General features: G+C 71.6%; 17 protein-coding genes. 11 read left to right on the top strand and 6 right to left on the bottom strand.

The annotated features are described in order from the left end of the window. The 7 genes from ACFVTX_RS09435 (at position 1) to ACFVTX_RS09405 (ending at position 7,312) form a co-directional block, all read left to right on the top strand. Positions 1-354, top strand: a complete 354-nt coding sequence (locus tag ACFVTX_RS09435; RefSeq protein ID WP_386899366.1) for a Fe-S protein — start codon at positions 1-3, stop codon at positions 352-354. A gap of 242 nt (positions 355-596) precedes the next feature. Beyond that, complete coding sequence (locus ACFVTX_RS09430; protein ID WP_386899364.1) at positions 597-2,003, top strand: MFS transporter; 1,407 nt, start codon at positions 597-599, stop codon at positions 2,001-2,003. Positions 2,004-2,115: 112 nt separating this feature from the next. After that, positions 2,116-3,051 (top strand): pseudouridine-5'-phosphate glycosidase, encoded by a 936-nt coding sequence (locus ACFVTX_RS09425; RefSeq protein ID WP_386899362.1) that lies wholly within the window; start codon positions 2,116-2,118, stop codon positions 3,049-3,051. A 7-nt stretch (positions 3,052-3,058) separates the two neighbouring features. Continuing rightward, positions 3,059-3,937, top strand: a complete 879-nt coding sequence (locus tag ACFVTX_RS09420; protein ID WP_386899360.1) for a carbohydrate kinase family protein — start codon at positions 3,059-3,061, stop codon at positions 3,935-3,937. 69 nt (positions 3,938-4,006) lie between these two features. Next, a complete protein-coding gene (locus ACFVTX_RS09415; RefSeq protein ID WP_386899358.1) occupies positions 4,007-4,234 on the top strand; it encodes a hypothetical protein in 228 nt (75 codons plus the stop codon). A gap of 91 nt (positions 4,235-4,325) precedes the next feature. After that, positions 4,326-6,278, top strand: coding sequence for an ABC transporter ATP-binding protein (locus ACFVTX_RS09410; RefSeq protein WP_386899356.1), 1,953 nt, complete (start codon positions 4,326-4,328; stop codon positions 6,276-6,278). 206 nt (positions 6,279-6,484) lie between these two features. Then, the gene (locus tag ACFVTX_RS09405; RefSeq protein WP_386899354.1) at positions 6,485-7,312 is read left to right on the top strand and encodes a hypothetical protein; all 828 of its coding nucleotides are present in this window, start codon (positions 6,485-6,487) and stop codon (positions 7,310-7,312) included. Positions 7,313-7,320: 8 nt separating this feature from the next. On the opposite strand, the gene ACFVTX_RS09400 is transcribed toward ACFVTX_RS09405, so the two are convergent. The 3 genes from ACFVTX_RS09400 to ACFVTX_RS09390 all read right to left on the bottom strand — a co-directional run bounded on the left by ACFVTX_RS09400 (position 7,321) and on the right by ACFVTX_RS09390 (position 10,347). After that, positions 7,321-7,815, bottom strand: a complete 495-nt coding sequence (locus tag ACFVTX_RS09400; RefSeq protein ID WP_386899352.1) for a 2'-5' RNA ligase family protein — start codon at positions 7,813-7,815, stop codon at positions 7,321-7,323. A 49-nt stretch (positions 7,816-7,864) separates the two neighbouring features. Continuing rightward, a complete protein-coding gene (locus ACFVTX_RS09395) occupies positions 7,865-8,266 on the bottom strand; it encodes a DUF1622 domain-containing protein (RefSeq protein ID WP_386899351.1) in 402 nt (133 codons plus the stop codon). Positions 8,267-8,469: 203 nt separating this feature from the next. Beyond that, entirely contained in the window at positions 8,470-10,347 is a 1,878-nt protein-coding gene (locus ACFVTX_RS09390) for a phosphoenolpyruvate carboxykinase (GTP) (protein ID WP_386899348.1), read from the bottom strand. 130 nt (positions 10,348-10,477) lie between these two features. On the opposite strand from ACFVTX_RS09390, the gene ACFVTX_RS09385 reads away from it, so the two are divergent. Genes ACFVTX_RS09385 through ACFVTX_RS09375 form a run of 3 tightly spaced genes read left to right on the top strand, consistent with a single transcriptional unit; the run spans position 10,478 to position 13,322 of the window. After that, positions 10,478-11,920: a helix-turn-helix domain-containing protein gene (locus tag ACFVTX_RS09385; RefSeq protein ID WP_386899346.1), complete on the top strand. Its 1,443-nt coding sequence runs from the start codon at positions 10,478-10,480 to the stop codon at positions 11,918-11,920. A 44-nt stretch (positions 11,921-11,964) separates the two neighbouring features. After that, positions 11,965-12,306, top strand: a complete 342-nt coding sequence (locus ACFVTX_RS09380; RefSeq protein ID WP_386899344.1) for a PadR family transcriptional regulator — start codon at positions 11,965-11,967, stop codon at positions 12,304-12,306. Then, the gene (locus tag ACFVTX_RS09375; RefSeq protein WP_386899342.1) at positions 12,303-13,322 is read left to right on the top strand and encodes a permease prefix domain 1-containing protein; all 1,020 of its coding nucleotides are present in this window, start codon (positions 12,303-12,305) and stop codon (positions 13,320-13,322) included. The genes ACFVTX_RS09380 and ACFVTX_RS09375 overlap by 4 nt, the downstream gene beginning before the upstream one ends. Before the next feature lie 90 nt (positions 13,323-13,412). On the opposite strand, the gene ACFVTX_RS09370 is transcribed toward ACFVTX_RS09375, so the two are convergent. The 3 genes from ACFVTX_RS09370 to ACFVTX_RS09360 form a co-directional block, all read right to left on the bottom strand. After that, positions 13,413-14,201 carry a 3-hydroxyacyl-CoA dehydrogenase gene (locus ACFVTX_RS09370; RefSeq protein ID WP_386899340.1) on the bottom strand — a complete coding sequence of 263 codons (789 nt, stop codon included), beginning with the start codon at positions 14,199-14,201 and terminating at the stop codon, positions 13,413-13,415. Between the two features lie 153 nt (positions 14,202-14,354). Beyond that, a complete protein-coding gene (locus ACFVTX_RS09365) occupies positions 14,355-15,530 on the bottom strand; it encodes a thiolase family protein (RefSeq protein ID WP_386899338.1) in 1,176 nt (391 codons plus the stop codon). A gap of 115 nt (positions 15,531-15,645) precedes the next feature. After that, positions 15,646-17,076: a glyceraldehyde-3-phosphate dehydrogenase gene (locus tag ACFVTX_RS09360; RefSeq protein ID WP_386899421.1), complete on the bottom strand. Its 1,431-nt coding sequence runs from the start codon at positions 17,074-17,076 to the stop codon at positions 15,646-15,648. 269 nt (positions 17,077-17,345) lie between these two features. Between ACFVTX_RS09360 and ACFVTX_RS09355 the strand changes: the two genes are divergently transcribed. After that, complete coding sequence (locus ACFVTX_RS09355; protein ID WP_386899336.1) at positions 17,346-18,440, top strand: VanZ family protein; 1,095 nt, start codon at positions 17,346-17,348, stop codon at positions 18,438-18,440. Positions 18,441-18,447: the final 7 nt, after the last annotated feature.

Below are 18,447 nucleotides of genomic sequence, written 5' to 3'. Positions count from 1 at the left end.
ATGGAGACCCTCCGCCACGTCGTCGTGTTCATCCACCTCATCGGTTTCGCCGTGCTCTTCGGCGCCTGGGTCGTCGAGGCGGTGAACCGTCGCTACCAGGTGACCCGTCTCATGAACGTCGGCCTCCTCATCGCGGGGCTCGCGGGTCTCGCGCTCGCGGCGCCGTGGGGCATCGAGTCCGAGCTGAACTACATGAAGATCGGCATCAAGCTCGTCGTGCTCGTCGCGATCGGCGCCCTCATCGGCATCGGCATGGGGCGCCAGCGCAAGCACGGCAAGGTGCCGCCCGGGATCTTCTGGTCGATCGGCCTGCTCACCGCCCTCAACGCGGCGATCGCGGTCATCTGGCGATAGCGCGCGCACGTACCACTCCGGATGCCCCGGGCCGACCTCGGCCCGGGGCATCCGCCGTTCATCGCAGCATCGCCGCCGTTCGTCGCACGCGCGACCCCCTCACGGGGGGTCGCGGCGCGAACCGGGCGTAGTGTGGACGGGTTGCCACAAGCGACGATTCCACCCACTGCCTCACGGCTTGACGCCAGACCGACGTGCCCCGAGTGCAGGTCTTCTCGCAACCTCTGGAGTCTTCGCCAGCGATGTCAGCAACACCCGCGGCCCCGGCCGCATCCACCGGTTCCACCACTCCGGCCGCCCCGGCCAATCCGCGCAGTCGCGTGATCCTCGCGAGCCTCATCGGCACGACGATCGAGTTCTACGACTTCTACGTCTACGCGACCGCGGCGGTGCTCGTCTTCCCGCACCTGTTCTTCCCGACGGGCGACCCGACGACCGCCCTCCTCTCCTCGTTCGCCGTGTTCGGCGCCGCGATGGTCGCCCGTCCGCTCGGCGCGATCGTGTTCGGCCACCTGGGCGACAAGCACGGCCGCAAGGCGACGCTCGTCGGCGCCCTCCTCACGATGGGCATCGCGACCTTCCTCATCGGCGCGCTGCCGACCTACGAGGCGGTCGGCTGGCTGGCCCCGCTCCTCCTCGTGGTCCTGCGCATCGCGCAGGGCTTCGCCCTCGGCGGCGAGTGGTCGGGTGCGGCGCTCGTCGCGACCGAGAACGCCCCGGCCGGCAAGCGCGCCTGGTACGGCACCTTCCCGCAGCTGGGTGCGCCGATCGGCTTCATCATCGCGAACGGCCTGTTCCTCGTCATCGCGGCGCTGCTGCCCTCCGACGACCCGACGATGCCGTCGCAGGCGTTCCTCGACTGGGGTTGGCGCATCCCGTTCCTGTTCTCCATCGTGATGGTGGCCGTCGGCCTCTGGGTGCGTCTGCGCCTCGTCGAGTCGACCGCCTTCCAGTCGGCGTCCAAGCGCGGCAAGCTCACCCGCCTGCCGCTCGCGAGCGTCTTCAAGCACTACTGGAAGCAGCTCATCCTCGGCACCTTCTTCATGCTCGCCACCTACGTGCTCTTCTACCTGATGACCACGTTCTCGCTGAGCTACGGCCGTGCAGCGGTCGAGCCCGCCGACGGCGCGCTGCCCGGCCTCGGCTACTCGTACAACACCTTCGTGCTCATGCTCATCGGCGGCGTCGTGTTCTTCGGTGTCTTCACCCTGCTGTCGGGCCCCTGGGCCGACCGCTGGGGTCGCCGCAAGACGCTCATCTGGGTCACGATCGGCATCATCGTGTTCGGCCTCGCGTGGGTGCCGCTGCTCGGCGCGGGCTTCGTCGGCGTGATGGCGTGGCTCATCATCGGCTTCTCCCTCATGGGCATGACGTTCGGGCCGATGGGGGCGCTCCTGCCCGAGCTGTTCCCGACGAACGTGCGCTACACGGGTTCCGGCATCTCGTACAACGTGTCGTCGATCCTCGGCGCCGCGGTCGCCCCGTTCATCGCGGTCGCCCTGTGGCAGGCCGGCGGCGGCAGCCCGTTCTGGGTGGGCGTCTACCTCTCGGTCATGGCGGTGCTGACGCTCATCGCGCTGCTCGTCTCGAAGGAGACCCGCGACGTCGACTTCGACGAGGCCGGGCTCGAGTCGTCGGCGGTGCTGTAGCAGCGCCCGCGACCCCCTGAGGGCGGATGCCTCGGCCGGCGTGCCGGACGGGGCATCCGCCCTTCGCCGTGCCTGGCCGCGGTCCGAGCCCGCCCGCCCCTAACATGGCGGCATGCCCGTCGACGTGCTGCCCGGCCCCGCCCACCCCGCCATCCGCGTCTCCGACGAGGTGCGAACCGCGCTCGCCGAGGGGCGGCCCGTGCTCGCGCTCGAGTCGACGATCCTCACGCACGGGCTGCCGCGGCCGCGGAATCTCGAGGTCGCGCTCCGCAGCGAGGCCGAGGTGCGGGCGGCGGGGGTCGTGCCGGCGACGATCGGCGTCGTCGCCGGCGTCGCGGTCGTCGGCCTCGCCGCCGCCGAGCTCGAGCACCTCTGCACGGCCGAGGGGGTGGTGAAGGCGAGCGTGCGCGACCTGCCGATCGCCCGGGCGAAGCTCCTCGATGCCGGCACGACGGTCGCCGCGACGGGCTGGCTCGCCGCCAGGGCCGGAATCCGGGTGATGTCGACCGGCGGCCTCGGCGGGGTGCACCGGGGCGCCGGTGAGAGCTTCGACGAGTCGGCCGACCTGCCGCTGCTCGCCGAGACCCCGATCACGCTCGTGAGCGCCGGCGTCAAGTCGATCCTCGACATCGCGGCGACGCTCGAACGCCTCGAGACGCTCTCGGTCCCCGTCGTCGGGTACCGCACGAACCGGTTTCCGGCATTCACCGTCACCGATTCGGGCTTCGCCCTCGACTACCGGGTCGACTCCCCCGCCGAGGCGGCGGCGCTCGCGCGGGCGCGCGACGAGCTCGGGCAGCGCGCCGCGGTGCTCGTCGCCAACCCGGTCGCACCCGAGCGGCAGCTCGACCCCGTGCTGCACGACCGGGTGCTCGCCGAGTCGCTCGCGGCGGCCGCCGCCGCCGGGGTGACGGGCCACGACACCACGCCGTTCCTGCTCGAGCGGTTCCAGCGCGAGACGGGCGGCGCGAGCCTCGAGGTGAACCTCGAGGTCTATCGCGGCAACGTCGCGCTCGGGGCGGCGATCGCGCGTGAGCTCGCCGGCTGATCCCGCGATGGATGCCTCGCGCCCCCCGATGCTCGCGGTCGTGGGCGATCTCGTCGAGGACGTCGTGGTGTGGGCGTCCGAGCCGGTGCGGCACGGCACCGACACCGCCGCCCGGGTGTTCCGCACGCGCGGCGGCAGCGCGGGGAACGTCGCGGCGCTCGCGGCCCCGCTCGTCGCCACCCGCTTCATCGGCTGCGTCGGGGCCGACGCCGCGGGTGAGGCGCTCGTCACGGAGCTCGAGGGCCGCGGCGTCGAGGTGCGCGTGCAGCGGCGCGGCACGACGGGCGCCGTGGTGCTCGTGGTCGACCCCGACGGCGAGCGGACGATGTTCCCCGACCGCGGTGCGAGCGCACTGCTCGAGGCGGTCGAGCCGGCGTGGCTGGACGGCGTCGCGTGGTTGCACGTGCCGAGCTACGGCTTCGAACGGGAACCGGCGCGATCGGCCGTGCTCGCGCTCGTCGCCGAGGGCCGGCGCCGGGGCGCGGGTCTCTCGATCGACGCCTCGTCGACCGGGTTGCTCTCGGCGCTCGGGGTGGACGCGGTGCTCGCGCTCTACCGATCGCTCGGGCCCGACGTGCTCGTCGCGAACGAGACCGAGGCAGCGCTCCTCGGTCTCGGCGAGGGCGGTCCGCTCACGGCCGGGGTCGCGGCGACCGTCGTCGTGAAGCACGGTCCCCTGCCGACGCAGGTCTTCGAGGGCGGCCGGCTGATCGCGGACGTGCCCGTGGAGCCGGTGCCGGGCGCGCGGGACCTCACGGGCGCCGGCGACGCCTTCGCCGCCGGATTCCTCGCCGCACGACTGGCGGGGCTTGCGCCGTCGGCGGCGGCCCTCGCCGGTCATGCCACGGCCGCCGCGGTCCTCACAGCGCCGGGCGCGACCTCCTGATGCACTGATGCACCGCGGGACCGTCAACCGAGATTGACGAGCGCACGTTCGTCAACTACGGTTGACGCCATGGACGACCGCAACCTCCGCACCGCCATCGCCGCAGCCGACGGCGGCGACCCGTACCGGGCGCTCCGCGAACTCCATCGCGCGAGGGTCGAGCTCACCCGCGACCTCGACCGCGCCGAATCCCTCGCCGTCCGCCGCGCCCGCGCGGCCGGATCGAGCTGGCAGCTCATCGCGCTCGCCCTCGGGGTGTCGAAGCAGGCGGTGCACAAGAAGTACGGGCGCAGCTGAGACGCGTAGGCTGCAATGCGGCGGTGATGCGAGCGGCGGGGGCGCGAGGCATCCGATCGCCCTGACACCGCCGACGACCGAGAGAGCGAGCATGAGCACCAGCGAGCCCCGAACCCGCCGCGAAGAGCGCGCCGCGCGCAACGCACGACCCGCGCGCCGCACCCAGCCGACGCGCCGCACCTCGCCGTTCGGCCGCCGCGGCCGCGGCGACGAGCCCGAGGGGCCGCGCGCGACCTTCCGGCAACTGCTGCCCTTCATCTTCGAGCACCGACCCGTGCTCATCTGGGTCGCGGCGCTCTCGATCGTGGGCGCGCTCGCGAACCTCGCCCAGCCGCTGCTCGTCAGCCAGGTCATCAACATCGTCGAGGCCGGCGACCCGCTCGGCGGCATCGTGTGGGCGCTCGTCGCCCTCGTGATCGTGAGCGGCGTGATCTCGGGGTACCAGCACTACCTGCTGCAGCGCACCGGCGAGGGCATCGTGCTATCGAGCCGCAAGCGACTCATCCAGAAACTGCTGCACCTGCCGATCGCCGAGTTCGACACCCGCCGCACCGGCGACCTCGTCTCGCGCGTCGGCAGCGACACGACGATGCTCCGCGCCGTGCTCACCCAGGGCCTCGTCGAGGCCGTCGGCGGCACCGTGACCTTCGTCGGCGCACTCATCGCGATGCTCATCATCGACCCCGTGCTGCTCGGGCTCACCGTGCTCGTCATCGCCGTCGCGATCACCACGGTCACCCTGCTGTCGCAGCGGGTGCGCGAGGCCTCGCACGCCGCGCAGGCGAAGGTGGGCGACGTCGCCGCCTCGGTCGAGCGGGCCATCTCCTCCGTCCGCACGATCCGCGCCGCCGGCGCCACCGATCGCGAGGCGCGCACCGTCGAGGCCGAGGCCGAGGGCGCCTGGCAGAAGGGCGTCGACGTCGCGAAGATCTCGGCGCTCATCGTGCCGATCGCGGGCATCGCGATGCAGGTGTCGTTCCTCGTCGTGCTGGGTGTGGGCGGGTTCCGCGTGGCATCCGGGGCGATCACGGTCGCGAACCTCGTCGCGTTCATCCTCTTCCTCTTCATGATGATCCTGCCGCTCGGGCAGGCGTTCGGCGCGATCACCTCCGTGAACCAGGCGCTCGGCGCGCTCGGCCGCATCCAGGAGATCCTCGACCTCCCCGACGAGGACGCGCACGACCGTCAGCTCGCGCCGCTCGCCCTCCTCGTGGGCGACGCGAACGAGGGGCTGCTTCCCGATGCGCCCGCGATCGCCTTCGACGACGTGCACTTCGCGTACGCGTCGACGAAGCAGGATCCGGCCGACCCGGGCAACGACTCCCCCGACGAGCACCTGCCCGAGCCCGACGTCACCGAGCGCCAGCCCGTGCTGCGCGGCGTCTCGTTCGACGTGCCCCGCGGGCAGCGCATCGCGCTCGTCGGCCCCTCGGGCGCGGGCAAGTCGACGATCCTCGCCCTCATCGAGCGGTTCTACGACCCCTCCGTCGGGCAGGTGCGGCTCGGCGGGCTCGACCTCCGCTCGCTCGACCGGCACGAGCTGCGTGCGCAGATCGGCTACGTCGAACAGGATGCCCCCGTACTGGCCGGCACCCTCCGCGACAACCTGCTGCTCGGCTCCCCCGACGCGAGCGACGTCGAGTGCGAGCACGTGCTGCGCGCCGTGAACCTGGGGCCGGTGCTCGACCGCGATCCGGCGGGCCTCGGCGCGGCCGTCGGCGAGGACGGCATCATGCTCTCGGGCGGCGAACGCCAGCGGCTCGCGATCGCGCGGGCACTGCTCGCCGCGCCCCCCATCCTGCTGCTCGACGAGTCGACGTCGTCGCTCGACGGTGTGAACGAGCGCATGATGCGCGAGGCGATCGACGCCGTCGCCGCGGGGCGCACCCTCATCGTCATCGCGCACCGGCTCTCGACGGTCGTCGACTCCGACCGCATCGTCGTGCTCGACGACGGCCGCGTCATCGGGGAGGGCACCCACGCCGAGCTCGTCACGACCGTGCCCCTCTACCGCGAGCTCGCCGAGCACCAGCTCCTCGTCTGAGCGGGCGGATGCCTCGCGGCCGGCGCCGGCCGCGAGGCATCCGCCCTGCGCAGCATTCGGGGCGCACCGATCGGTGCCGCGCTCAGGGTTGGACCCGAGCGAACCTCAGTGCTCCCTCGGATGGATCGCGCGCGCAGGCTTCGTAGCGTGGGAACCCGCATCCGGCACTCCGGGTGCCCGACGCCCATGCCCCACGGAGGACCACCATGACCATCGCGACGATGTCGGATGCGCGCGATCTCAGCCGCTTCGACGAACTTCCCGTCGACCTCATCGACGAACTTCCCGACGCCGCCGACGACGCCTCGCCGGCCCGCCGCTTCGGCCTCGGCAACTCGTTCGACCGCGTGCAGTCCGAGCTCCAGGGGTGGCTCCGCCACTGGGAGCCGCTGCAACTGCCCGCGTTCACCGCGGTGCGCGACGTGATGCCCGACGACGACCGCGGACGCAGCTCGCTGCAGTCCGCGCCCACCCGCCCCGACGGCGCCGTGCGCCTCACCGCGAGCCTCTACGACCGGCCGAACCGCGCCGGCGGGCCGCTCGCATGGTCGCGCAACTGGGCGAGCGTCGCCGTGCTGCCGCCCGCACGCGAGGCGGGGCGCCTCTACTACCGCTTCAGCGCGGCGAGCCGGCTCGTGCTCGACGGGCAGGCCGAGCTCAGCCTCGCCTCGACGAGCGTCAACTTCGGCATCGTGCCGGACGCGGCCAAGCGCAGCCCGTTCCAGACGCCGGGGTTCGCGACGCCGCTCGTGCGCCCGCTCGTGGGCGTGCAGTGCCGGGCCGACGTCGACGCGACCGCCTCGCAGTCCTTCGAGGGTTCGATCGCCGTGCGCCAGGGCGACACCCCGGCGATGGCGTTCGTCATCGGCACCGACCTGCTCTTCGAGCACGGCTGGGTGCGTGTGCACGAGGGTTCGAGCACGTGGATCGGCCCGGGCGAGGCCGGGGCGAGCGGCACGATCGAGTTCCGCTACGCGCCTGCGGCGCTGCTGCGGGTGCTCGGCCACCTCGACGACCCGCACACCTTCGACTGAGCCGCCGTTCAGTCGCCGACCGCGGTGGGCCCGCCGAACGGCCAGGATCCCAGGATCCGGCCGTGGTGCGAGGTCTCGGGCGGCCTCAGCCGCACGAGCGCGAGGGTGCCGAGCTCGATCCGGTCGCCGCGTCGTACCCGCCCGTGGCGCTTCGCCGTCACGTGCGGCCGGAAGTCGGCCCGCGGCCGGAGCTCGCCCACGCCGGCGTCGCGGAGCCTCGCGATCGCGCCGCTGCGGAGGGCGGCGATCTCACCGCCATCGCGCACGAGCGACACGAGGATGTCGCGCCGGGGCCCGAACATCGCGTCGTCGCCGACGGCGACCGAGATCGGCCGCTCGTCCGGTCCGCTCGCGAGCGCGGCGAGCGCCTCGCAGAGGACGTCGGCGTCGAGCTCGGTGGAGAACGGCTCGACCAGGGTCACGTGCAGCGGCCACTGCGCGACCGTGAACTCGTCGCCGACGGCGAGCGGCGTGAGCGGGAGCACGACGACGTAGCGCGCCATCCGGCGAGTCTATCCAGCACTGCTTCGCGCGGTGCCGGCGGCTCGGTGGCTACTGCAGCGGCGCCGCCTCCCGCGCGGTGCCACCGACGTCGGCCTCGTCGTCGCGGTCCTGCGCGTGCGATCGCTGCCAGGGCCACCGCCCCGTGATCTCGACGGCGAGCGACCAGCTGAGGAAGGTCCGGATGAGCACGATGAGGCCGAGCACGCCGACCGACTCGAGCGTCGGCGTCACCGCCACCGTCCGGATGATGTCGGCCGCGACGAGCAGTTCCAGGCCGATCAGGATGCCCCGCCCGAGCACCCGGCGGAACCGCTCGTAGACCGGTCCGGTCCTGCGGATGCGCCGGATCGCGGCGTCCACCATCGCATAGAGCACGCCGATGACGATCGCGAGCACACCGATGACGTCGATGACCTCGCCAGCCCGCGTGATGATCTGGCCGAACTCCATGGGGCCCTCCTGCCGCTCACGCTAGACCCGGCAGTGCGGCTCGGGGCCGATGCCGCCCGCGTGGCGCGGATGCGGCGAGGGCGGCGGCGACAGCGAAGGGCGGATGCCTGGGCCCACACGCCTGAGGCTCCGCGCATCGCGAAGCGATGTGTGGAGTGGCGTGGGGAGGCATCCGCCCTTCGCGACCGGAGGTCCGGTGCGTGCTACTCGGCGACGGGTGCCGAGGCGTGCTCGAGGTGGTAGCGCAGGCTCGCGAGCTCGGCCTTGAGGGCGGCCGGCACGCGGTCGCCGAACTGGGCGAAGTACTCGTCGGTCAGCGCGCACTCGGCGAGCCACGAGTCGCGGTCGACGTCGAAGAGCTGCTCGAGCGCCTCGTCGGTCATCTCGAGGCCGTCGAGGTTCAGCGCGCCTTCGCCGGGGAGGAGGCCGATCGGCGTCTCGACGCTGTCGGCGCCACCCTCGATGCGGCCGACGATCCACTCGAGCACACGCGAGTTCTCGCCGAACCCGGGCCAGAGGAACGAGCCGTCGGCGCCCTTGCGGAACCAGTTGACCTGGAAGATCTTCGGCGCGTTCGTGCCGAGGACGCGGCCCATCTTGACCCAGTGACCCCAGTAGTCGGCCATGTTGTAGCCGCAGAAGGGCAGCATCGCGAAGGGGTCGCGGCGGAGCTCCCCGACGGTGCCCTCGGCGGCGGCGGTCTTCTCGGACGAGATGGTCGCGCCCATGAAGACGCCGTGCTTCCACGAGCGGGCCTCGGCGACGAGCGGGACGTTCGTCGCGCGGCGGCCGCCGAAGAGGATCGCGTCGATCGGCACGCCGTCGTGGGCGTCCCAGTCGTCGGAGATCTGCGGGCACTGCGCGGCGGCGACCGTGAAGCGCGAGTTCGGGTGCGCGGCGGGGCGGCCGGACGCGGGCGTCCAGGGGTTGCCCTGCCAGTCGGTGAGCTCCTCGGGGATCTCGTCGGTCAGGCCCTCCCACCAGACGTCGCCGTCGGGGCGGAGCGCCACGTTCGTGAAGATCGTGTTGCCCCAGAGGGTCTGCACGGCGGTCGGGTTCGTCGTCTCGCCCGTGCCGGGTGCGACGCCGAAGAAGCCGGCCTCGGGGTTGATCGCGTAGAGACGGCCGTCGTCGCCGGGGCGCATCCAGGCGATGTCGTCGCCGATGGTCTCGACCGTCCAGCCGGGGATGGTCGGACGGAGCATCGCGAGGTTCGTCTTGCCGCACGCCGACGGGAACGCCGCGGCCACGTGGTACGACTTGCCCTCGGGCGAGGTGACCTTGATGAGCAGCATGTGCTCGGCGAGCCAGCCCTCGTCGCGGGCCATGACGCTCGCGATGCGCAGCGCGAAGCACTTCTTCGCGAGCAGCGCGTTGCCGCCGTAGCCCGAGCCGAACGACCAGATCTCGCGCGAGTCGGGGAACTGCACGATGTACTTCTCGTCGTTGCAGGGCCATTCGATCTCGGCGCGACGACGGCCGACGCCGTCGACGAGGGGGTAGCCGACCGAGTGCACGGTGCGCACCCACGGCTCGCCGGCCTCGATGAGGCGGTAGACCTGCTCGCCCATGCGGGTCATGATGCCCATGGAGAGCACGACGTAGGGCGAGTCGGTGATCTCGACGCCGAGCTGCGAGATGGGGCCGCCGAGGGGGCCCATCGAGAACGGCACGACGTACATCGTGCGGCCCTTCATGGAGCCGTCGAAGACCTCGGTGAGCTCGGCGCGCATCTCGCGGGGGTCCCGCCAGTTGTTCGTGGGGCCCGCGTCCTCTTCGTAGGTCGAGCAGATGAAGGTGCGGTCCTCGACGCGCGCGACGTCGGAGGGGTCGGTGCGCGCGAGGTAGCTGTTGGGGCGCCATTCGGGGTTGAGCTTGATGAGCTTGCCCTCGGCGACGAGCTGCTTCTCGAGCAGGTCGGCCTCGTGCTGCGAGCCGTCGACCCAGACGATCTCGTCGGGCTTCGTGAGGCCCGCGATCTCGTCGACCCAGGCGCGCAGGGCGGCGTCGGTCGTGCCGCGCTGGGCGTGCGATGCAGAGTCGGATGCCTCGGTGCCGATCGAGAACTCGGAGATGGTCATCGTCGTCCCTTCCAGATGGGTTCCCGGCTGGGCGCCGGAGTGGTTCGTGTTTCCAGAATGCAGCGTTTCGTGGCATCCATCTGACCAAATCAGCGGTTAAGAATCATCGATCTTTCGATATTCTTAACCCATGAAGGCAGGCTCCCCCGACCTCGCGACCCTCGGCCACCGCATCCGCCACTTCCGCGGCGAGCGCGGCCTCACCCTCGACCAGCTCGGCGACGCCGTCGGCATGGCGGGCAGTCAGCTCTCGCTCATCGAGAACGGCAAGCGCGAGCCGAAACTGTCGACGCTCGACGCGCTCGCGGCGGCGCTCGACGTCGAGCTCGCCGAGCTGCTCTCGCGGGAGGCGCCGAGCCGTCGCGCGGCGCTCGAGCTCGAGCTCGGCCGCGCCCAGGCGAGCCAGCTGTACGCGAGCCTCGGCCTGCCGCCGATCAAGGCGTCGCGCGGCATCACCGACGACACGCTCGAGGCGGTCGTCGGCCTCCACCGCGAGCTGCAGCGGCGCGCGAGCGAGGCGATCGCGACGCCCGAGGAGGCGCGGCGGGCGAACACCGAACTGCGCGAGCGCATGCGCGAGCGGGCGAACTACCTCCCCGACATCGAGACCCTCGCCGAGGAGCAGGTGCGCGCCTCGGGGCACCGTTCGGGTGCCGTGACCCACCGCGAGGTGAGCGTCATGGCCGAGCGGCTCGGATTCCAGCTCATCTACGTCGACGACCTGCCCGACTCGACGCGGTCGATCACCGACCTCGCGAACGGACGCATCTACCTCCCGCCCGCCTCCATCCCCGGCGGGCACGGCCTGCGTTCGATGGCGCTGCAGGCGATGGCGCACCGCCTGCTCGGGCACACTCCCCCGGCGAGCTACACCGAGTTCCTCTGGCAGCGGCTCGAGATCAACTACTTCGCCGCCGCGTGCCTCATGCCGCAGGACGCGTCGGTCGCGTTCCTGCAGGAGGCGAAGAAGGAGAAGCGGCTCGCGATCGAGGACTTCCGCGACGCGTTCGGCGTGACCCACGAGGCTGCGGCGCTGCGGTTCACGAACCTCGCGACCTCGCACCTCGACATGACCCTGCACTTCCTGCGGGTGGCGGGCGACGGTGCGCTGCTGAAGGGCTACGAGAACGACGGCCTGCCGCTGCCGACCGATGTGACCGGCTCGATCGAGGGCCAGTGGGTGTGCAAGAAGTGGAGCGCACGCACCGCGTTCGGCCACACCAACCGCACGACCGAGAACTACCAGTACACCGACACGCCGGCGGGCACCTTCTGGTGCGCGACGCAGACCGGCCGCACCGATGCCGACGAGTTCTCGATCACCGTGGGGGTGCCGTTCGCGCAGGCCAAGTGGTTCCGCGGTCGCGAGACGACGCTGCGGGCGGTGTCGACCTGCCCCGACGAGTCGTGCTGCCGCAGCGCGCCCAACGGGCTCGCCGAGCGGTGGGCCGGGCAGGCGTGGCCGAGCGCGCGGCTGCACGCCCATGTGCTCTCGCCGCTGCCGTCGGGCACCTTCCCCGGGGTCGACGACGCTTCGGTGTACGAGTTCCTGGAGGCGCACGCAGGCCAATAATGTTTCTCTTGCAATAGTGTGTGACGCACAGTATCGTGTGAGTCATGAACCACGATGAGACGACCGCCGGGCACCTGCAAGAGCTGCGCCGCGGCACCGTCGTGCTCGCGTGCCTGATCCGTCTGCGCACGCCCGACTACGGCTACGCCCTGCTCGAGTCGCTCAATGCGCAGGGCATCCTCGTCGACGCGAACACGCTCTACCCGCTGCTGCGCCGGCTCGAGAAGCAGGGCCTCCTCGCGAGCGAGTGGAACACCGACGAGGCCCGCCCCCGCAAGTTCTACCGCACGAGCCCCGCAGGCGAGCTGCTCGCCGACGCGCTCATGACCGACTGGCGACGCATCGACGATGCCCTCGCCGGCCTCACCGACGGAGACGCATCATGACCACCAGCACCCTGACCGAGCGCTACCTCTTCGCCGCGACGCGCAACGTCCCGGCCGCACAGCGCGACGAGCTCTCGCGCGACCTCGCCGAACGCATCGCCGACACGATCGACTCCCGGGTCGAGTCCGGAGCCTCGACCCCCGAGTCCGCCGAACGCGACGCCCTCGTCGAGCTCGGCAATCCCTCGGTGCTCGCGGCGAGCTACAGCGACCGGCCGCTCGTGCTCATCGGCCCGCGCTACTACCTCATCTGGCGGCGGCTGCTGCTCCTCCTCGAATCGTTCGTGCCCGCGACGGCCGCTGCGGCAGCTGCGCTCGGCCTCGTACTCGCCGGCGGCGGGTGGGAGGTCATCGGCTCCGCCGTCGGCATCGGCATCACCGTCGCGGTGCACGTGGCGTTCTGGGTGACCCTCGTCTTCGCACTCATCGAGCGGTACGACACGGGCGCGGTCGACGCCGACGAGCTGCTCGCGTGGACCCCCGACCAGCTCCCGCAGCTGCCCGAGGCGCGCCGCCCGCACCGCCGCGCCGACCTCATCGCGAGTCTCGTCTGGCTCGCGATCGCCGCGGCGTTCCTCGTCTGGCAGCAGTTCGGCATCGTGTGGTTCGGGGGCGAGGTCGCGAAGATCCCGCTGCTCGACCCCGAGCTGTGGTCGTTCTGGCTGCCGTACCTGTTCGTGCTCATCGTGCTCGAGGCGGGGTTCGCCTACTGGATCTACCGCAGCGACTGGAACTGGGTCAACGCCCTCGTGAACCTCGCGCTCAACGCGGCCTTCGCGATCCCCGTGATCTGGCTCTTCGTCAACGGGATGCTCCTGAGCCCCGACTTCCTCGCCCTGATCGAGCCGCACCTCGACGCCGACGCCGAGCGGGTGCTGTCGGTGCTCTTCGTCGGCGGCATCGCCGCGGTCTGCGCCTGGGACTCGATCGACGGCATCGTCAAGGCGGCCCGCGGCGGCGGGCGGGGCACCCTCGACTTCCCGGGCAACCGCAGCCCTCGTCGCACCGGGGCCTGAGCGCGCGGCGATTCCGTCAGGCACGGCACGGATGCCTCGGGGCCGGCGATCGAGCGATCGTCGGCCCCGAGGCATCCGGTCCTGGACCGACTACTTCGGCCCCATGCGGATCCCGCCGTCGAGGCGGATCGTCTCACCGTTCAGCATCGGGTTGGCGACGATCGATCGCACGAGCGCGGCGTACTCGGCCGGCGAGCCGAAGCGCGACGGGTGCGGGATCTGGGCGGCGAGGGAATCCTGCACCTCCTGCGCCATGTTCGCCATCATGGGCGTCTCGAAGATGCCCGGGGCGATCGTGACGACGCGGATGAGGAGCTTCGACAGGTCGCGCGCGAGCGGCAGCGTCATCGCGGCGACGCCGCCCTTCGACGCCGAGTAGGCGGCCTGGCCGATCTGGCCGTCGAACGCGGCGACCGAGGCGGTGTTGACGATGACGCCGCGCTCCGCGGTCGCCGGCCCCCCGGGGACCGCGCCCGTCGTGGGCTCCGTCTGCGCCATGGCCGCTGCGGCGAGCCGGGTGACGTTGAAGGTGCCGATGAGGTTCACGCGGATGGTGCGCTCGAACACGTCGAGCGGAGCGGGCCCCTCGCGGCCGACCGTGCGGTTGCCCGTCGCGATGCCCGCGCAGTTGACGGCGACGCGGAGCGGGCCGAGCGCCGAGGCGGCGTCGACGGCGGCCTGGACCTCCGCCTCGTTCGCGACATCGGCGGCGACGAAGTGCGCGCGGTCGCCGAGCTCCGAGGCGGCTTCCTCGCCGCGGGGGCCGGGCAGGTCGACGAGCACGACCGAGGCGCCCGCGTCGAGCAGCATGCGTGCGGTGGCGCGCCCGAGGCCCGAGGCCCCGCCGGTGACGAGCGCCGAGGTTCCGTTGAGTTCCATGTGCGGGTTCCTTCTCCTGTCGCGGCGTCGAGGTGACGCGAATGGTCGTTTCCCAGCCGCCGTATCCGACGATTTGCGTCATCTCGGCGAGCGGGCGGGGTGGTGGGGTGTGGTGAGGAAAGCTGAGGAAGGTGGTGAGGGAGCTGGGCGAGGTCAGATGCGTTCGATGACGGTGGCGTTGGCCATGCCGCCGCCCTCGCACATCGTCTGCAGGCCGTAACGGCCGCCCGTCGCCTCGAGCTGGTTCACGAGGGTCGTCAGCAGGCGCGTGCCCGAAGAGCCGAGCGCGTGCCCGAGGGCGATGGCGCCGCCGCGCGGGTTGAGCTTCGCGGCATCCGCCCCGGTGTCGGCGAGCCAGGCGAGCGGAACCGAGGCGAACGCCTCATTGACCTCGTACGCGTCGATGTCGTCGTGCGTGAGCCCGGCGCGCTCGAGCACCTTCGCCGTCGCGGGGATGACGCCCGTGAGCATGTACAGCGGGTCGCTGCCGACGACCGAGAACGAGCGGAACCTGGCCCGCGGGGTGAGCCCCAGCTGCTCGGCCTTCGACGCGCTCATGATGAGCGCCGCCGAGGCGCCGTCGGTGAGCGGCGAGGAGTTGCCGGGCGTGACTCGCCAGTCGAGCTCGGGGAACCGCTCGGCGAGCCGGTCGGTGCGGAACGCCGGGTTCAGGCCCGCGAGCGATTCCACGGATGTCCCGGGGCGCACCGTCTCGTCGGTGAGCCCGTCGACGCCCGGAACCGGCACGACCTCGCTCGCGAACGACCCCGCCTGCTGCGCGGCGGCGGCGAGCTCGTGCGAGCGGGCGGCGAAGGCGTCGAGCTCGTCGCGCGAGAAGCCCCACTTCGCCGCGATGAGCTCGGCCGAGACGCCCTGATTGACGAGCCCCTCGGGGTAGCGGGTGCGGATGCGCGAGCCGTACGGGTCGGCGCCCGCGGCGCTCGAGCCGAGCGGCACGCGGCTCATCGACTCGACCCCGCACGCGATCACGATGTCGGCCTGGCCCGACAGCACCGCCTGCGCCGCGAAGGTCGCCGCCTGCTGGCTCGAGCCGCACTGCCGGTCGATCGTCGTGCCGGGCACGTGCTCGGGGAAGCCCGCAGCGAGCACCGCGTTGCGGGTGAGGTTGTAGCTCTGCTCGCCGATCTGGCTGACGCAGCCGCCGATGACGTCGTCGACGAGCGCCGGGTCGAGGTCGTTGCGATTGACGAGGGCGTCGAGCACCCCCGCGAGCAGGTCGACGGGGTGCACCCCGGACAGGAGGCCCCCGGGCTTGCCGCGCCCCACGGGCGTGCGGATGACGTCGACGATGACGGCTTCAGTGCTCATGCCCCCAGCCTAGAGCCAGCCAAGCGCTCGCTTGGTACGAGAAACGACGGATGCCCCGTGCGCACGCGTGCGCACGGGGCATCCGTCTCGTTCTCGAAGAAACCGTCTCGAGGGATCAGCCGACCGGCTCGGGCTCGCGGGCGAGCACGACGGGCTGGCGCTCGGGCAGCACGATCGGGTGCGATCCCGCCATCGCCTCGATGACGCGCACCACCTGGCAGGAGTAGCCGTACTCGTTGTCGTACCAGACGTACAGCACCGCGTCGGTGCCGTCGGCGATGGTCGCGAGACCGTCGACGATGCCCGCACGGTTGTTGCCGACGAAGTCGGTCGACACGACCTCCGGCGACTCGATGTAGTCGATCTGCTGGCGCAGCGGCGAGGTGAGCGAGGTCTGACGGAGGTACTTGTTCAGCTCGACCTTCGTCGCGGGCCGCTCGAACTGGAGGTTCAGGATCGCGAGCGACACGTCGGGCGTCGGCACGCGGATCGCCGAACCGGTGAGCTTGCCCTCGAGGGCGGGCAGCGCCTTCGACACGGCCTTCGCGGCACCCGTCTCGGCGATGACCATGTTCAGCACGGCCGAGCGGCCGCGGCGGTCGCCCTTGTGGAAGTTGTCGATGAGGTTCTGGTCGTTCGTGAACGAGTGCACCGTCTCGACGTGACCGCGCACCACGCCGTAGGCGTCGTCGACGGCCTTGAGCACCGGCGTGATCGCGTTCGTCGTGCACGACGCGGCCGAGAGGATGCGGTCGGCGTCGGTGATGTCGTCGGTGTTGATGCCGTGCACGATGTTCTTGATCGCGCCCTTGCCGGGAGCGGTGAGGAGCACGCGGGCGACGCCCTTCGACTGCAGGTGCTGGCTGAGGCCGGCCTCGTCGCGCCAGCGGCCGGTGTTGTCGACGACGATCGCGTCGTCGATGCCGTAGGCGGTGTAGTCGATCGCTGCGGGGTCGTCCGAGTAGATGACCTGGATGAGCGTGCCGTTCGCGAGGATCGTGTTCGCCTGCTCGTCGACCTCGATCGTGCCCGCGAAGGGGCCGTGCACCGAGTCTCGGCGGAGGAGGCTCGCGCGCTTCACGAGGTCGTTCTCGGCGCCCTTGCGCACGACGATCGCCCGGAGTCGCAGGCCCTGGCCGCCACCCTGGTGGGCGATGAGGATGCGCGCGAGGAGGCGGCCGATACGGCCGAATCCGTAGAGCACGACATCGGTGCCGGATGCCTCGGGGGCGCCGTGCTCGGCGATGACAGGGGCGATCTCGTCGCGCACGAAGTCGACGAGCTCGCGGGCCTCGCCCTCGCCGACGGCGTCGTTGTAGCGGCTCACGATGCGGGCGACGTCGATCGACGCGGGGCCGGGGGCGATCGTGCGCAGCACCTCGAGCACGCGCATGGTGTCGAGGAGGTCGAGCTCGACGTCGCCGGCCTGGCGGGCGAAGCGGTGCGCCTTCAGGAGTTCGACGGCGGAGCGGTTGATGAGGCGGCGACCGTGGATCGAGGTCACGACCCCGTGGTCACGGTAGAGGCCGCCGATGAGCGGAATCATCCGCTCGGCGAGCTCTTCCTTGGCGATCCATTCAGCACGGCGGGCGTCGAACTCTTGGCTCACGGTCTTCTCTCTCGGCCGAGCGTACGTGGGCGTCGTCGACCAGGGTCGTGCGACAGCGGCTGCCGATGGGCAGCTCTGGCCGCATTCTTTCCGGGGATGTCTCGATCATATCTAGACATTCATGCGCAGTTGCTGTACGTGACGTCGAACGGATGCATCACGGCGCGACGCCTGGGCGACGGCGCGCTTCCCTAGACTGCTGTCACGTGGATCGCATCATGCCGGGAGTCATCGCGGTCGTCGTGGGCTCCGGAGTCCTCGCCGTCGCCTTCGTGCCGCTCGTCGCCCTGAGCTACCGCCGACGCGGCGGGTTCTCGAGCGCACGCCTGCTCGGCTGGATCGCGCTCATCTTCTACGTCATGGGCCTCTGGGCGTACACGCTCCTGCCGGTGCCGGACGGTCCCTACTCGTGCGTCGGCGTCCAGCTCGACCCGATCGCCGTGGTCACCGACATCGCCCACCTGCAGGCGGAAGCAGGCGGCTCACTACTGCGGAACGCCGCGTTCCAGCAGTTCACGCTGAACCTCGTGCTCTTCCTGCCGCTCGGGTTCCTCGTCAGAGCCCTGTTCGCCCGCGGCGTGCTCGTCGCGGCCGCGACGGGCGCCCTTGTCTCGCTCGCGATCGAACTGACGCAGGTCACGGGCGTCTGGGGACTGTTCCCGTGCGCCTACCGGCTCTTCGACACGGGCGACCTCGTGACCAACACCGTCGGCGCCGTGCTCGGTTCGGTGACCGCCGCCGCGGTGCTCAGCCCGTGGCGGCGTCGCCCGCAGGAGGAGGGCGTGGCGGCGGTCGCCCCGGTGACGGCCGGTCGGCGCCTGCTCGCCATGCTCGTCGACCTCATCGTCGTCGGGCTCACCGGCTACGTGCTCGCGATGGCGACGGTCGCCGTCGTCTTCCTGCTGGCGGACGACAAGCCCGAGTGGCTGGACCCGGTCGCCGCAATGGCGGCGATGAGCCTGATCGCAGTCGCCGCGCAGGCCGTCTCCGTCCTCCTGGGCGGCGTCACCATCGGAGAGCGCGTCGTGCTCATCGAGGCGGTCGAACCGGACGGCGCGCGGCCGCTGCGCCGAATCGTCCGCTTCGCCGCCGGCATCGGCGGCTACTCGATCGCGACGCTGCTGCCGGGGCCGCTCGCACTGCTCGGGTTCCTCCTCGCCGTCGCGAACCTCATCGGGGCGTTCACCACGCGCGGCCACCGGGGATTCGCGCAGGCGGTCGCCGGCATGGACTCGGTCGCCTGCGCTCCGGGTCAAGCGCCCCGCGCGCGCAGACAACGCGACGTCGCCGTGCGCTCCTAGCGTGGAT

It is taken from the genome of Agromyces sp. NPDC058136, from assembly GCF_042884375.1.
Lineage (GTDB): Bacteria > Actinomycetota > Actinomycetes > Actinomycetales > Microbacteriaceae > Agromyces.
The sequence above is the reverse complement of the archived record's forward strand: the minus strand, read 5'-3'. Positions and strand labels throughout refer to the sequence as shown.